14 protein-coding genes are annotated in these 14,531 nt (G+C 72.0%); 10 read left to right on the plus strand and 4 right to left on the minus strand.

The window, feature by feature from the left end; all coding sequences use genetic code 11:
• Positions 1-30: 30 nt before the first annotated feature.
• Positions 31-1,419, plus strand: coding sequence for an NAD(P)-binding domain-containing protein (locus BU52_RS05640; RefSeq protein WP_037929159.1), 1,389 nt, complete (start codon positions 31-33; stop codon positions 1,417-1,419).
• Between the two features lie 94 nt (positions 1,420-1,513).
• Here the strand turns inward: BU52_RS05640 and BU52_RS05645 are convergent, their stop codons facing one another.
• Positions 1,514-1,951, minus strand: a complete 438-nt coding sequence (locus BU52_RS05645) for a hypothetical protein (protein WP_003992141.1) — start codon at positions 1,949-1,951, stop codon at positions 1,514-1,516.
• Positions 1,952-2,439: 488 nt separating this feature from the next.
• Between BU52_RS05645 and hemL the strand changes: the two genes are divergently transcribed.
• From hemL to ccsB, 7 genes are all read left to right on the plus strand, one after another.
• Complete coding sequence (gene hemL / locus BU52_RS05655) at positions 2,440-3,756, plus strand: glutamate-1-semialdehyde 2,1-aminomutase (protein ID WP_037929166.1); 1,317 nt, start codon at positions 2,440-2,442, stop codon at positions 3,754-3,756.
• A gap of 41 nt (positions 3,757-3,797) precedes the next feature.
• Positions 3,798-4,445, plus strand: coding sequence for a histidine phosphatase family protein (locus BU52_RS05660; protein ID WP_051857990.1), 648 nt, complete (start codon positions 3,798-3,800; stop codon positions 4,443-4,445).
• Between the two features lie 155 nt (positions 4,446-4,600).
• Positions 4,601-5,875: a polysaccharide deacetylase family protein gene (locus BU52_RS05665; RefSeq protein WP_037929172.1), complete on the plus strand. Its 1,275-nt coding sequence runs from the start codon at positions 4,601-4,603 to the stop codon at positions 5,873-5,875.
• 78 nt (positions 5,876-5,953) lie between these two features.
• A complete protein-coding gene (locus BU52_RS05670; RefSeq protein ID WP_037929178.1) occupies positions 5,954-6,613 on the plus strand; it encodes a TlpA family protein disulfide reductase in 660 nt (219 codons plus the stop codon).
• 1 nt (position 6,614) lies between these two features.
• Positions 6,615-7,388, plus strand: a complete 774-nt coding sequence (locus BU52_RS05675; RefSeq protein WP_037929182.1) for a cytochrome c biogenesis CcdA family protein — start codon at positions 6,615-6,617, stop codon at positions 7,386-7,388.
• A 4-nt stretch (positions 7,389-7,392) separates the two neighbouring features.
• Positions 7,393-9,132, plus strand: coding sequence for a cytochrome c biogenesis protein ResB (gene resB / locus BU52_RS05680; protein WP_037929184.1), 1,740 nt, complete (start codon positions 7,393-7,395; stop codon positions 9,130-9,132).
• Positions 9,129-10,241 (plus strand): c-type cytochrome biogenesis protein CcsB, encoded by a 1,113-nt coding sequence (gene ccsB / locus BU52_RS05685; RefSeq protein ID WP_037929187.1) that lies wholly within the window; start codon positions 9,129-9,131, stop codon positions 10,239-10,241. The genes resB and ccsB overlap by 4 nt, the downstream gene beginning before the upstream one ends.
• A gap of 18 nt (positions 10,242-10,259) precedes the next feature.
• On the opposite strand, the gene BU52_RS05690 is transcribed toward ccsB, so the two are convergent.
• Positions 10,260-10,718 carry a nucleoside deaminase gene (locus tag BU52_RS05690; protein WP_037929189.1) on the minus strand — a complete coding sequence of 153 codons (459 nt, stop codon included), beginning with the start codon at positions 10,716-10,718 and terminating at the stop codon, positions 10,260-10,262.
• A gap of 108 nt (positions 10,719-10,826) precedes the next feature.
• On the opposite strand from BU52_RS05690, the gene BU52_RS05695 reads away from it, so the two are divergent.
• Positions 10,827-11,591, plus strand: coding sequence for a CDP-alcohol phosphatidyltransferase family protein (locus BU52_RS05695; protein ID WP_037929192.1), 765 nt, complete (start codon positions 10,827-10,829; stop codon positions 11,589-11,591).
• A 27-nt stretch (positions 11,592-11,618) separates the two neighbouring features.
• On the opposite strand, the gene BU52_RS05700 is transcribed toward BU52_RS05695, so the two are convergent.
• Positions 11,619-12,218 (minus strand): TetR/AcrR family transcriptional regulator, encoded by a 600-nt coding sequence (locus BU52_RS05700; RefSeq protein ID WP_037929198.1) that lies wholly within the window; start codon positions 12,216-12,218, stop codon positions 11,619-11,621.
• A gap of 173 nt (positions 12,219-12,391) precedes the next feature.
• Between BU52_RS05700 and BU52_RS05705 the strand changes: the two genes are divergently transcribed.
• Positions 12,392-14,149 (plus strand): serine/threonine-protein kinase, encoded by a 1,758-nt coding sequence (locus BU52_RS05705; RefSeq protein WP_037929204.1) that lies wholly within the window; start codon positions 12,392-12,394, stop codon positions 14,147-14,149.
• 15 nt (positions 14,150-14,164) lie between these two features.
• Here BU52_RS05705 and BU52_RS05710 read toward each other — a convergent pair whose 3' ends face one another.
• A complete protein-coding gene (locus BU52_RS05710) occupies positions 14,165-14,500 on the minus strand; it encodes a PLD nuclease N-terminal domain-containing protein (protein ID WP_037929207.1) in 336 nt (111 codons plus the stop codon).
• Positions 14,501-14,531: the final 31 nt, after the last annotated feature.

Here is a 14,531-nt window from a genome sequence, read left to right on the forward strand (position 1 = left end):
CCCCTTCGCCCACAGAGGAGACCGAGCACCATGAGCACCTTGCAGCTTCCCGTCATCGTCGTCGGAGCCGGCCCCACCGGACTCGCCGCCGCCGCCCACCTGGTCGGACGCGGCATCGAACCCCTCGTGCTCGAGGCGGGCGAACGGGCCGGCGCGGCCGTGCGCGAGTGGAGCCACGTGCGGCTGTTCTCCACCTGGTCGGAGGTCGTCGACCCGGCCGCCGAGAAGCTCCTCGCACCGACCGGCTGGACCAGGCCCGACCCGGCGACGTACCCGTCCGGCGGTGACTGGGCCGAGCGGTACCTCCAGCCGCTCGCCGACGTCCTCGGCGACCGGGTCCGCACCGGAACCACGGTCACCGGTGTCTCCCGGGCCGGGCGCGACCGGGTCGTGGACGCCGACCGCGAGGCCCAGCCGTTCGTCGTGCACGTCGCCCACGCGGACGGCCGGGAGGAGCGGATCCTCGCCCGCGCGGTGATCGACGCCTCCGGCACCTGGACCACCCCGTCCCCGGCCGGCGGCAGCGGCCTGCCCGCCCTCGGCGAAAGGGCGGCGGCCGACCGCATCACGTACCGCGTGCCGGACCTGAAGGACCCCGCCGTCCGCGCCCGGTACGCGGGCAGGCGCACCGCCGTCATCGGCTCCGGCGCCTCCGCCTTCACCGCGCTGGCCTACCTCGCCGAGCTGGCCGAGTCCGAGGACGGCGGCGGCACGCACGCGGTGTGGATCCTGCGCCGGGGCATCTCCGGCTCCACCTTCGGCGGCGGCGAGGCCGACCAGCTTCCCGCCCGGGGCGCGCTCGGCCTCGCCGCGAAGGCCGCCGTCGACAAGGGGCACGCGGACGCGGTCACCGGCTTCCGCACCGAGGAGTTCGCACGCGACGGCGACGGACGCCTCGTCCTCGTCGGTGAGGACGGCCGCCGCCTCGACCCGGTGGACGAGGTGATCGTGCTGACCGGGTTCCGCCCCGACCTGTCCTTCCTCTCCGAGGTCCGCCTGGACCTCGACGAGCGACTCCAGGCACCGGCCGACCTCGCCCCGCTGATCGACCCCAACCAGCACTCCTGCGGCACCGTGTACCCGCACGGCCACCGTGAACTGGCCCATCCCGAGCGTGACTTCTACCTGACCGGCATGAAGTCCTACGGCCGCGCCCCCACCTTCCTCGCCATGACCGGCTACGAGCAGGTCCGCTCCGTCGTCGCCGCGATCGCCGGCGACCTCGACGCCGCCGACCGCGTCGAACTCACTCTCCCGGAGACCGGAGTCTGCGGCGGCGCGGGCCTGTTCGACACCCCCGGCGCCGAGCAGGCCGGTGGCGGCTGCTGCGCGGCGCCCGAGCCGCAGCTCGTCCAGCTCGCCGCACCCGCGGCGGCGACCGCCGACGAGGCTCCGGCGGGAGGCTGCTGCGGCTCATGACCGGACGCGGCACGCGCGGGGACGGGGCCGCGACCGGGACGGGGGACCGGCCGCGGCCCCGCGCCGTTCCGCCCGCCTCCCGGAGAGCCCCGGGTCAGGGCCACACCAGGCAGTACGCCTGATGCCCCGCCTCGTGCAGCCGGTGGCTGAAGTCCTGCCACTCGTGCAGGAGTTGGTACACGTTGAACGCGTCCCGCGGACCGCCCCGGTCCGGGACCGTCGACCAGATGAACGCCGCCGCGCCGACCGCTTCCTCACCTATGCCGCGCAAGGGGTCGACGACCGTCATGGGGAGCTTCACGACCGCGTAGTCGGGGTGCAGGACGACCAGTTCCAGGGGCGGGACCTTGTGCAGGGGGACGCCCTCGATACCGGTGAGGACCATGGCGGCCATGGTCTCCGGCTTGATCTTGGTGAACATGCCGTTCATGCCGAGTTCGTCGCCGCCGAGCTCCTCGGGGCGCATCGAGATCGGGACGCGGGCCGCGGTGGCGCCGTCCGGCGCTCCGAAGTACTTGTACGTCACCCCCACCCGACCACCATTCCTGCTCCCCGCCCCTCTCAGAGGGCCGGTCCGCTCCGGCTCGCCGTGTGCCCGGCGCGTCTCATCCGTGTCCTCCGCCTCGCGTCGGTGCCTTCCCCGCCGGGCACGTCGAGGACCCAGGTCATCGGTCCCCTCGCCCAGTCCGCCACCGCGATGCATATCTCCACCCGACTGCTTTTCTAGGACGCGTGGCCCCCGCCGCGCAACCCGATCATCGTGTCAGTGACCTCCCCCACGGCCGCCCGCCGAAACGTGCGGTGAAACATTGTGTCCGCGGGTCCTTCGCAGCCTCAGGCCGTCCGGGCCGTGTGAGCTGTGTGTATCAGACGCCAGTTTCGCAGATCACGGCGGAGCGGGGGCCGTGATCGGGCGCCGGAGGCCCTCAGCGGCCGCTGGCCTACCCTTGAACAGGTCATACGCACCCGCAGCCCGGCGAGAGGCCGGGACGTCGGAGAAGGTCGGAGAAGTCGCAGGTCATGAGCGAACTGCCATATTCGTACGAAGCCCCCGCCTCGCAGGCGCTGTTCGACCGTGCCGCGGCCGTCACCCCCGGTGGTGTGAACTCACCGGTGCGCGCCTTCCGCGCCGTCGGCGGCACGCCCCGGTTCATGGTGTCCGGGAACGGGCCCTGGCTGACCGACGCCGACGGGCGGGAGTACGTCGACCTCGTCTGCTCGTGGGGCCCGATGATCCTCGGGCACGCGCACCCCGAGGTGATCGCCGCCGTGCAGGAGGCCGTCGCCCGCGGGACGTCCTTCGGCACGCCCGGTGAGGGCGAGGTCGCGCTCGCCGAGGAGATGGTGGCGCGGATCGAGCCGCTGGAGCAGGTGCGGCTCGTCTCCAGCGGGACCGAGGCCACCATGTCGGCCATCCGGCTCGCGCGCGGCTTCACGCAGCGCACCAAGGTGGTCAAGTTCGCCGGCTGCTACCACGGCCACGTCGACTCGCTGCTCGCCTCCGCCGGATCCGGCGTGGCCACGTTCGCGCTCCCCGACACCCCCGGCGTCACCGGGGCGCAGGCCGGCGACACCATCGTGCTGCCGTACAACGACCTCGACGCCGTGCGTGCCGCGTTCGCCGCGCACCCCGGTGAGATCGCCTGCGTGATCACCGAGGCCTCGCCCGGCAACATGGGCGTCGTACCGCCGCTACCCGGCTTCAACCAGGGGCTCAAGGACGCGTGCGCCGCGAACGGCGCGCTGTACATCTCCGACGAGGTCATGACGGGGTTCAGGACCAGCCGTGCGGGGTGGTACGGCGTCGACGGGGTGCGGCCCGACCTGATGACCTTCGGCAAGGTGATGGGCGGCGGCTTCCCGGCCGCGGCCTTCGGCGGGCGCGCCGACGTCATGGCCCACCTCGCCCCCGCGGGGCCCGTCTACCAGGCCGGCACCCTCTCCGGGAACCCCGTCGCCACCGCCGCCGGGCTCGCCCAGCTGCGGCTGCTCGACGACGCGGCGTACGAGAAGGTGGACGCCGTCTCCGCGCGGATCCAGTCGCTCGTCACCGAGGCGCTGACCAAGGAGGGCGTGGCGCACACGCTGCAGAACGCCTCCAACATGTTCTCGGTGTTCTTCACCGACCGCCCCGTGCGGAACTACGAGGACGCCAAGGCTCAGGAGTCGTTCCGCTTCACCGCGTTCTTCCACTCCCTCCTCGCCGACGGCGTCTATCTGCCGCCGTCGTCCTTCGAGTCCTGGTTCGTGTCCGCGGCCCACGACGAGCGGGCCGTCCAGCGCATCGCCGACGCCCTCCCGGCGGCGGCCCGAGCGGCAGCGGAGGCGACCGCGTGAGCACCCCGGAGAAGAAGGAGGACGTCACCGTCGTCCACCTGATGCGGCACGGCGAGGTCGCCAACCCCGACGGCGTCCTGTACGGCCGTCTGGCCGGCTACCACCTCTCCGAGCTGGGCCGCCGCATGGCCGACCGGGTGGCCGAGCACCTCGCCCCCCGCGACGTCGTGCACGTCGGCGCCTCCCCGCTGGAGCGGGCGCAGGAGACGGCCGAGCCCATCGCCAAGGCACAGGGCCTGGACATCGTCACCGACGACCGGCTGATCGAGGCGGAGAACGTCTTCCAGGGCAAGACCTTCGGCATCGGCGACGGCGCGCTGCGCCGCCCGGCCAACTGGAAGCACGTCGTCAACCCGTTCAAGCCGTCCTGGGGCGAGCCGTACGTCGACCAGGTCATCCGCATGATGGGCGCGCTGAACGCGGCCAAGGACGCGGCGCGCGGGCACGAGGCGGTGCTGGTCAGCCACCAGCTGCCGATCTGGATCGTGCGGTCCTACGTCGAGAAGCGGCGGCTGTGGCACGACCCGCGCAAGCGGCAGTGCACGCTCGCCTCGCTGACCACGTTCACCTACCGGGGGGACAGGATCGTCTCCGTCGGCTACAGCGAGCCGGCCCGTGATCTCGTCCCCGCGCATCTGCTGGCGGGCGCCCGGCCGGTGAAGGGCAAGGGCAAGGCCTTCGGGGCATAACGTCCGGAGGGGGTGAAAGGTGACGCCCCCGCGCAGCATCCTTGCGAAACCTCCGCAAGCGGCGGGAACCCCCCTCTTCGTCGCGTCCTCTGAAGGAGTGACCACCAGAGGACGCGACGAAGGGGGACGCCATGCGTGCTCTCTCCCGCAGGGGAATGCTCGGGCTCGGCGCGGGTGCCGCCGCCGCCGTCTCGCTCGCCGGCTGCGGCGGCACGGGACCGGACGGTTCGGTCCCCGCCCGCGGCTCGCGTTCCCGGGGCGCCGGCCGGTCCGCGACGCCCGGGCCGAAGCCGACGAAGACGGCCCGTCCGATCGGTGACGGTTCCACCTCGTTCACCGGCAAGCAGCCCCACCAGCCGGACGAGCCGGTGCCGCTGGAGCCGGGGCAGACGCCCCCGCAGTTCGTCGTCTTCTCCTGGGACGGGGCCGGGGAGGTCGGCAACGGGCTCTTCCCGCGCTTCCTGGACCTCGCGAAGGAGCACGGCGCGTCCATGACCTTCTTCCTCTCAGGCGTGTATCTGCTGCCCGAGTCGAAGAAGCGGCTCTACGACCCGCCGAACAACCCGCGCGGCGCCTCCGACATCGGCTACCTCAGCGACGAGCACATCAAGGACACGCTGAAGAACGTCCGCCGGGCCTGGCTCGAGGGCCACGAGATCGGCACGCACTTCAACGGCCACTTCTGCGCCGGTTCCGGCAGCGTCGGCAACTGGACGCCGCGGCAGTGGCGCAGCGAGATCGAGCAGGCCACGTCGTTCGTGAAGGAGTGGCGGACCAACTCCGGCTGGACCGACCTGGAACCCCTGCCGTTCGACTACGACAAGGAACTCGTCGGCGGCCGTACGCCCTGTCTGCTCGGCCAGGACAGGCTGCTGCCCACCGCCCGCGACCTCGGCTGGCGCTACGACGCCTCCTCGCCCGGCGGACGGCAGGTCTGGCCGGCGAAGAAGCAGGGCCTGTGGGACCTCCCGCTCCAGCAGATACCCTTCCCGGGCCGCTCCTTCGAGGTCCTGTCGATGGACTACAACATGCTCGCGAACCAGTCCCTCAACACGACCAGGGCGCCCGCCCACAACTACCCGGGCTGGCGCGAGCAGGCGGCCGGAGCGTACATATCCGGCTTCAAGAGGGCGTACGAGACCAATCGGGCACCCTTCTTCGTCGGCAACCACTTCGAGCAGTGGAACGGCGGCATCTACATGGACGCCGTGGAGCAGGCGCTCACGCACATCGCGCGGGAGAAGGAGAAGGGCGGCGACGTGAGGCTCGTCTCCTTCCGGCAGTTCACCGACTGGCTGGACGTGCAGCGCCCCGAGGTCCTGGACAGGCTCCGCACCCTGGACGTCGGGCAGAAACCCGCCGGTGGCTGGCGGACGTTCGGGAAGGACACCGCCGGCGCCTCCGCGACGGGCTCCGCCGACCCCGCCTGAAATGCGGGTTCCCGGCCCGGGGGGAGCGCGCAGGGGGGTGCGCAAGATCCCCGGAAACGGGCATGCGAAACTTTTCACATGAGTGCCGCCAGCCGCGCCCCCCAGCGCTCGAACCGAGCCCCGCAGAGCTCGCACCGCGCCGCCCGCGCCCCTCGCGTCCGCCGTCGCGCCGCCCTGGCCGCCGGTGCCGCCGCGGCCGCGCTGCTCGTCACCGCGTGCGGATCCGGCGGAACGTCCGGCGGGGGCGGCAACACCAACTTCGTCACCGGCACCGACGGCGTCTCCACCGTCGCCGAGGGCAAGCGCGTCGCCGCACCCGACCTGTCCGGGGAGACCCTCGAGGGCAAGCGGCTCGACGTCGCCGACTACCGGGGCAAGGTCGTCGTCCTCAACGTCTGGGGCTCCTGGTGCAACCCGTGCCGCGCGGAGGCCAAGCACTTCGCCAAGGTGGCCGGGGACTACGCCGACGAGGACGTGCAGTTCGTCGGCATCAACACCCGGGACGGCAGCACCACGCCCGCCCTCGCCTTCGAGAAGGACTTCGGCATCCCCTACCCGAGCCTGTACGACCCCACGGGCAAGCTGCTGCTCCGCTTCGACAAGGGCACCCTCAACCCGCAGGCCGTTCCCTCGACGCTGGTCCTGGACCGTGACGGGCGGATCGCGGCCCGCTCGCTGGCCGCGCTCGACGAGGAGCGGCTGCGGAAGATGCTCGAGCCGGTCGTCGCGGAGAAGTGACGTGACGGCCCTCCACACGCTCGCCGCCGAGACGGGCTACAACGGCACCGTGCTCAACGGCGCCCTGCTGGTCGCCCTTCCCATCGCCGTGCTCGGCGGGCTCGTCTCCTTCTTCTCGCCCTGCGTCCTGCCCCTGGTCCCCGGCTACCTCTCCTACGTCACCGGTGTCTCCGGAACCGACCTGGCCGAGGCCCGGCGCGGCCGGATGGTCGCCGGGGCGTCCCTGTTCGTCCTCGGTTTCACCGTCGTGTTCGTCTCCGGCGGCGCCTTCTTCGGCTACTTCGGACAGACCCTCCAGGAGCAGTCGGGCGTCCTGTCCAAGGTGCTCGGCGTCTTCATGATCCTCATGGGCGTCTTCTTCATGGGCCTGATGCCCTGGCTCACCCAGCGCGAGTTCCGCTTCCACAGGCGGCCCGCGACCGGGCTGGTCGGCGCGCCCGTCCTCGGCGCCCTCTTCGGCATCGGCTGGACCCCCTGCATCGGCCCCACCCTCGCCTCGGTACTGACCCTCTCCGCCCAGCAGGAGAGCGCCGGCCGCGGCGCCATACTGACCGTCGCGTACTGTCTGGGACTGGGTGTGCCCTTCGTCCTCGCCGCCGTGGCCTTCCGCAAGGCGCTGGGCGCCTTCGGCTGGGTCAAGCGGCACTACGTCTGGGTCCTGCGCGTCGGCGGCACGATGATGATCGTGACCGGTGTGCTGCTGCTGACCGGCGCGTGGGACAGCCTCGTGGCGGAGATGCAGACCTGGTCCAACGGCTTCACGGTGGGGATCTGACCCGATGAGCGACACCACGACGGACAACACCACGACGGCCGGTGACGACCAGGACCTGGGCGCCGCCGGCTCCCAGCTGTCCACCGCACCCAAGGAGGAGCCGCCGCACCTGCCCTCCCTGGGTGTCATCGGCTGGGCCCGCTGGTTCTGGCGCCAGCTCACCTCCATGCGGGTGGCGCTGCTGCTCCTGCTGCTGCTGTCGCTCGCCGCGATCCCCGGCTCGCTCATCCCGCAGAACGGCATCGACGAGACGAAGGTCGCCGACTTCCGCGAGAAGCACGACGTCCTCGCGCCGCTCTACGACAAGCTCGGACTCTTCGACGTCTACAGCTCGGTGTGGTTCTCGGCGATCTACATCCTGCTTTTCATCTCCCTCATCGGCTGCATCGTGCCCCGCACCTGGCAGTTCGTGGGCCAGCTGCGCGGCCGCCCGCCCGGCGCCCCCCGCCGGCTGGACCGGCTGCCCGCCCACACCACCTGGCGCACCGCGGCCGGACCCGAGGAGGTCCGCGAGGCGGCCCTCGCCCTGCTGAGGAAGCGCCGCTTCCGCGCTCACCTCGCCGGTGACGCCGTCGCCGCCGAGAAGGGCTATCTGCGCGAGGTCGGCAACCTGCTCTTCCACGTGGCGCTGATCGTGATGCTGATCGCCTTCGCCTGGGGCCAGCTGTTCAAGTCCGAGGGCAACAAGCTGATCGTCGAGGGCGACGGTTTCTCCAACGCGCTCCCGATGTACGACGACTTCAAGTCCGGCAACCTCTTCTCCGTCGACGACCTGGAGCCGTTCAGCTTCGACGTGAAGGAGTTCACCGGCACCTACGAGCGCACCGGACCGAACAAGGGCACCCCGCGCACGTACCAGTCGGAGGTCACCTACACCGAGGGAGCCCGGGGCGAGGAGAAGACGACCGTCATCAAGGTGAACAAGCCCCTGGAGATCGGCGACGCCAAGGTCTACCTCGTCAGCCACGGCTACGCGCCCGTCGTCACCGTCCGCGACGGCAAGGGGAAGATCGTCTTCCAGGACGCCGTGCCGCTGCTGCCGCTCGACGCCAACGTCACGTCCTCCGGCGTGGTCAAGGTCCTCGACGGCTACCGCAACCCCGAGGGCGAGAAGGAGCAGCTCGGCTTCAACGCCTTCTTCGTGCCCACCTTCGGCGGCTCCGCCAGCGGCACGATGCTCTCCCAGTTCCCCGCGCTGGACTATCCGGTGCTCGCGCTGTCCGCCTACCACGGCGATCTGAAGGCCGACTCCGGCATTCCGCAGAGCGTGTACCAGATGGACAAGACCAAGATGAAGGAGTTCAAGGACGCCAAGGGCGAGCTGTTCAAGAAGCTGCTCACGCCCGGCGAGACCATGACGCTCCCGAACGGCGCCGGCTCGGTCACCTTCGAGAAGGACGTCAAGGAGTGGGCCGGCTACCAGATCGTCCAGGAGCCGGGCGGCGGCTGGGCACTCGGCGGTGCCGTCGCCGCGATCGGCGGCCTCGCCGCCTCCCTGTTCGTCCAGCGCCGCCGCGTGTGGGTCCGCGCGGTGCGCGGCGCCGACGGCGTGACCGTCGTCGAGATGGCCGGCCTCGGCCGCAGCGAGTCCGCGAAGGTGCCCGAGGAACTCGGCGACCTCGCCGGTCTCCTCTACGACGAGGCACCGGGCGTGCCCGAGGCGGACTCCGCCGACCCGTCCCCGCCGACCTCCCCGTCCACCGATTCCGAAGCCGTCTCTGCCGAAGGGGCTGAGCAGCAGTGACTCTCGCCGCCGCGACCAACGAGAACCTCGCGGAGATCAGCAACGTCCTGATCTACTCCGCGATGGCGGTCTACACCCTCGCCTTCTTCGCGTACATCACCGAGTGGCTCTTCGGCAGCCGCAGCAAGGTCGGCCGTACGGCCGCGGCCCTCACCCCGAAGGCGGCCCCGGCGAGGACGGCGCCGGCCGTCACCGTCAACAAGGCCGGCGGCACCGCCGTACTGGAGCGGCCGAAGGTCGTCGTACGGGCCGCCGCCGGGTCCCGCGACGTGCCCGACGGGCCCGGCGCGCACGGCGGTGACGAGAAGGGCGACCTCTACGGGCGCATCGCCGTCTCCCTCACCGTGCTCGCGTTCCTCCTCGCGTCCGGCGGCGTGCTCACCCGCGCGCTCTCCGTGGAGCGGGCGCCGTGGGGCAACATGTACGAGTTCAACATCACCTTCTCCACGACCGCGGTCGGCGTGTACCTCCTGCTGCTGGCGCTGAAGAAGAACGTGCGCTGGATCGGCCTGTTCCTGACCACCTCGGTCCTCCTCGACCTCGGTCTCGCCGTCACCGTCCTGTACACCGCGAGCGACCAGCTGGTGCCCGCCCTCCACTCGTACTGGCTGTACATCCACGTCTCCACGGCGATCCTGTGCGGTGCGGTCTTCTACGTCGGCGCGATCACCACGGTCATGTACCTGTTCAAGGACGCGTACGAGAACAAGCTCGCGAACGGCGGCAGGCCCGGCAGCTTCGCGAGCTCGTTCCTGGAGCGGCTGCCCGCCTCCTCCTCGCTGGACAAGTTCGCCTACCGGGTCAACGCGGCGGTCTTCCCGCTGTGGACGTTCACGATCATCGCGGGCGCCATCTGGGCCGGGGACGCCTGGGGCCGCTACTGGGGCTGGGACCCCAAGGAGACCTGGTCCTTCATCACCTGGGTCGCCTACGCGGGCTACCTGCACGCCCGCGCCACCGCCGGCTGGAAGGGCCGCAAGGCCGCGTACCTGGCGCTGGCGGCCTTCGCCTGCTGGCTGTTCAACTACTACGGCGTCAACATCTTCGTCTCCGGCAAGCACTCCTACGCCGACGTCGGCCTGGACGCGCTGCGGTCCGTGGGCCTCTGACGCACCGGCCCCGCGCGTTCACCGGCCGATGTCCTCGCTCCACAGCTGTGGGTGACGGGCGGTGAACGCGCGCATCATCGCGGTGCACTCCGGATCGTCCAGCAGCACGATCTCCACCCCGTGCCCGGCCAGCCAGTCGTGGCCGCCGTGGAAGGTGGCCGCCTCGCCGATCACCACCCGGGAGATGCCGAACTGCCGGACCAGGCCCGAGCAGTACCAGCACGGGGACAGGGTCGTCACCATCGTCGTCCCGCGGTACGACCGCTGCCGTCCCGCCGCGCGGAAGGCGGCGGTCTCCGCGTGCGCCGACGGATCGCCGTCCTGGACGCGTCGGTTGCGGCCTCGGCCGAGCAGGGTCCCGTCGGCGCCGTACAGCGCGGCGCCGACGGGAACGCCGCCCTCGGCGAGACCGGCGCGGGCCTCCTCCACAGCGGTGGCGAGCCAGGCACGGGCGGTCACCGGATCGATCGACTCCATGCGGCCAGTGTGCCCCGACCACGGCCCGCGCCGGGTGCGCCGCACCGCCTCTGTACGCTGACCCGATCACCGCCGCGCGGACGGCAGTTGGGCCTGGGAGGAACAGACATGGGTGCTCCGGTACTGGAGGAGCTGCGGGAGGTCTGCCAGCCGCAGGCCAAGATGGAGAGCCGCAACGGCGAGCACTGGGCCGGCCGGCTCTACATGCGGAGGATCTCCCTGCGCACCACCCGCCACCTGGTGCGCACCCCGGTCACGCCGGACCAGCTGACCTGGACCATGGTGGTGTGCGGAGTGGCCTCCGGCGCAGCGCTGATGATTCCCGGCCCGACCGGCGCGATCCTCGCCGTGATCCTCATGCAGCTGTTCCTGCTCTTCGACTGCGTGGACGGCGAGGTCGCCCGCTGGAAGAGCCAGAACAGCGCGGCCGGCATCTACGTCGACCGGCTCGGCGCCTATCTCGCGGACGCGGCGCTCATGGCGGGCGCCGGCTACCGCGCCGCCGAGTCGGGCGTCGGCGGCTGGCTGTCGGTCGGCATCGCCACCGCCCTCGGTGTCGTCCTGCTCAAGGCATCCACCGACCTGGTGGACGTGGCCCGCGCCCGCCGCGGCCTGCTGGTCGCCGACGACGAGTCGACCCGCCCGCGTTCACAGGGCGTGGCGACGGTCCGCCGCATCGCGGCCGCCTTCAAGATCCACCGGGTGACCAACGGCATCGAGGCGTCCCTGGTCCTCCTCGTCGCGGCCGTCGCCGACGCGGTCACCGGCGGCGTCGAACCGACCCGCTGGGCCCTGGCCGCGCTCGCCGTCATCACCTGGGTGATGGTCCCGGCCCACCTCCTGTCGATCCTGTCGTCCTCCCGCCTGCGCTGAGCGGAGCGGGTGGGCCCGGCTCCGGGCTCACCGCGGTCGCGCGCTCACCGACCGCCAGATCCGGTCCGGGAGGACGTCCGCCGCCTCGTCGAGGTCGACGTCGCCGAGGGTCAGCCAGCGGCGGCTGACGCCGATGACCGGGCCGAGGATCAGGGACTCCAGCACGGACGGTGGCAGGGGTGCGACCTCGCCCGACTCGACGTGCCGGCGCACCCACGCGGACAGCGGTGTCAGGCGGGCCTCCTGGGCGTCACGGAGCTGCTTCGCCCGGTGCATCCCCAGCTCGTCCGCGCGGGAGGAGTGCAGGAGGAGGCCCGCGTCGCGGTGGTCCCGGATGAAGGCCAGGTACGTCCGCACGAGGGACCGGATGCCGGTGCGGGCCGAGTCCGACCGTTCCAGGGCCGTGACCATCTCGGCCAGCAGCCGTTCCAGCCAGCGCGTCAGCAGGGCGGTCACCAGGCCGTCCATGCTGCCGAAATGGTGGTAGAGGCTGCCCGGACTGACGCCACTCGCGCCGGTCACCGCGTTGACGGTGAGGCCCTGCCCGCCCGACTCCCCGTAGACACGCAGCGCCGCGTCGAGGAGCTGTTCGGCGGTCACCTCACCACGGTGCTGCTTCGGGCTCATCGCAGGGTGGCTGTACCTTCCCGGATTTCTGGAGTGAATTTCTAGAATCTCCTTCCAATTCTAGCCCGCGCTGCTCCAGACTGATCCGTGCCGACGTGCGTCCCGCCCGTCGCGGGGGGAACGGGCGGGACGCCACCGGTGACGCGACGACAGAACACGACAACGGGGCAGGCGTGATCGAGCTGGGCGGAAGCGGCGCCGAGCCGCTGGAGGACGAGGACCCGCGGCGGATCGGACCGATCCCGCTCGTCGGACGGCTCGGGGCCGGCGGCATGGGCCGCGTCTATCTCGGCGTGCACGAGGGGCGGTACGCGGCGGTCAAGCAGCTGCTGCCGTCCGTCGTCGCCGAGGACAAGGACTTCCTGCGCCGCTTCGGACACGAGCTGGACAACCTGGCGCGCTTACCCGAGGACGCCACCGCCCCGCTGCTCGCCGGCGACCGCACCGCCAGGCCCCCGTGGTTCGCCACCGCCTACGTCCCCGGCCTCACCCTGCGCGAGGCTCTCGAGGCCCATGGGGGGCCGCTGCCCGCCGACGCCCTGTGGCTGCTGTTGCGCGAGGCCGCCGCCGGGCTCGCCGCGGTGCACGCGCTGGACATGGTGCACCGGGACATCAAGCCGTCCAATGTCATGCTCACCCTCGACGGCCTCACCCTCATCGACTTCGGCGTGGCCCGCGCCGCCGAGCAGAGCCAGCTCACCCGCACCGGCATGGTGGTGGGCACTCCCGCCTACATGTCCCCGGAACAGGCCTCGGGGGCCCGCAGGTCGACCGGGGCCGTCGACGTCTTCGCGCTCGGCTCGGTCCTCGCGTACGCGGCGAGCGGCCGGCCGCCCTTCGGTGACGAGTCCGGGCACGGCGTGCTGTACCGCATCGTGCACGAGGAGCCCGACCTCGACGCCGTACGGGCCCTGGACCCCGAACTCGCCGAGGTCGTCGCCGCCTGCCTGGACAAGGACCACGAGGGCCGGCCCACCGCCGCCGAACTGGCCGACCGTGCCGGCCGGCACGGTCCGTTCACCCCGCCCCTGTGGCCGGAGGCGGTCACCGCGCTGCTCACCGGACGGGCCGCCTTCGCGAAGCGGACGCCGGTCGTGCCGCCCCCGGCGGAGGAACCGGAGGCGCCCGAGGGGTCCGAGCCGTCGCCGGACCAGGGGGGCGAGAAGCGGGGCCGCCGGACACGGCTGATCCCCGTGGTCGTCCCCGTCGTCGTCACGACGGGCGCCACCCTCGCCTTCACGCTCCTGCCCTACACGTTCGACGCCGGCGACGGAGCGGGCCCCACCCCCGCCGCGTCGGTCACGGTCTCCGCCGGCGCGGCCGCCCCGGGGTCCGCCGGCGGGTCCGCGAAGCCGTCGGCCCCCGCGTCCTCCTCGAAGGAGACGGAGGAGCCGCCCACGTCCGGCTCGCCGCAGTCGCCGCCCGCGGCCGGGGCGAAGGGCGCCGGCTCGGACACGGACGGCGGAGGCGCGAAGGACGACGGTTCGGACGGCGCCGGCGGCGGGGACGACTCCGCGCAGGACACGGACACGGGCACGGACGCGGGCACGGTGACCGAGGCCCCGTCGACGAGCGGCTTCGCCCTGCGCAACGGGTGGAGCGGACGGTGCCTCACGGCAACCGGGGGAGCCGGCTACGGCTACGTCTCCGCGGGCGACTGCACCTCAGGGGCGGCCGATTGGAGCCTGCGGAGCGTCTCGTCCGGCACCTACCGGATCGTGCACCGGGCGTCCGGCAACTGCCTGTCCGCCTACGGGTCGATGCACAGTGCGACCTGCGGCGCGGACACCGCTCAGGTGTGGCGTCTCGGTTCGGGCGGCACCGTGGTCCTCACCAGCACCGGCAGGTGTCTGGAGCACTCCCGGCCGAGCAACCAGATCATGGTGCGGGCGTGCGAGGGGACGGCGTCCCAGAGCTGGACCAGGAGCTGACGCGCCCGGGGACGGTCAGGCGGGCCCGCCGCGGTCGCCGTCCCCCGGCTTGTCGTCCTTGTCCTTGTCGTCGTCCAGCGACTTCAGGAAATCGGGGTTGTCGTCCGGCGCCACCCACTGCTGCCGGCCGCCGCCGCGGCTCCAGGCGGAGCCGACGGCGCCGCCCGCGGGGTGCCGCTTCTTGCCGGCGATCAGCCATGAGATCGAGCCGACCAGGGGGAACAGCAGGACGAGGATCGCCCACAGCGGCTTGGGGATGTGGCGGATGTCCTCGTCCTTCGTGCTGATGCAGTCGATGAACGCGTACACGCTCAGTGCCAGTGGCACGAGGAACATCAGCACCCGCAGCATGGGGCCTCTCCAGCGAAAGCGGTGGGTGGTA

It is taken from the genome of Streptomyces toyocaensis, assembly GCF_000725125.1.
In the GTDB taxonomy this organism is placed as follows: domain Bacteria; phylum Actinomycetota; class Actinomycetes; order Streptomycetales; family Streptomycetaceae; genus Streptomyces; species Streptomyces toyocaensis.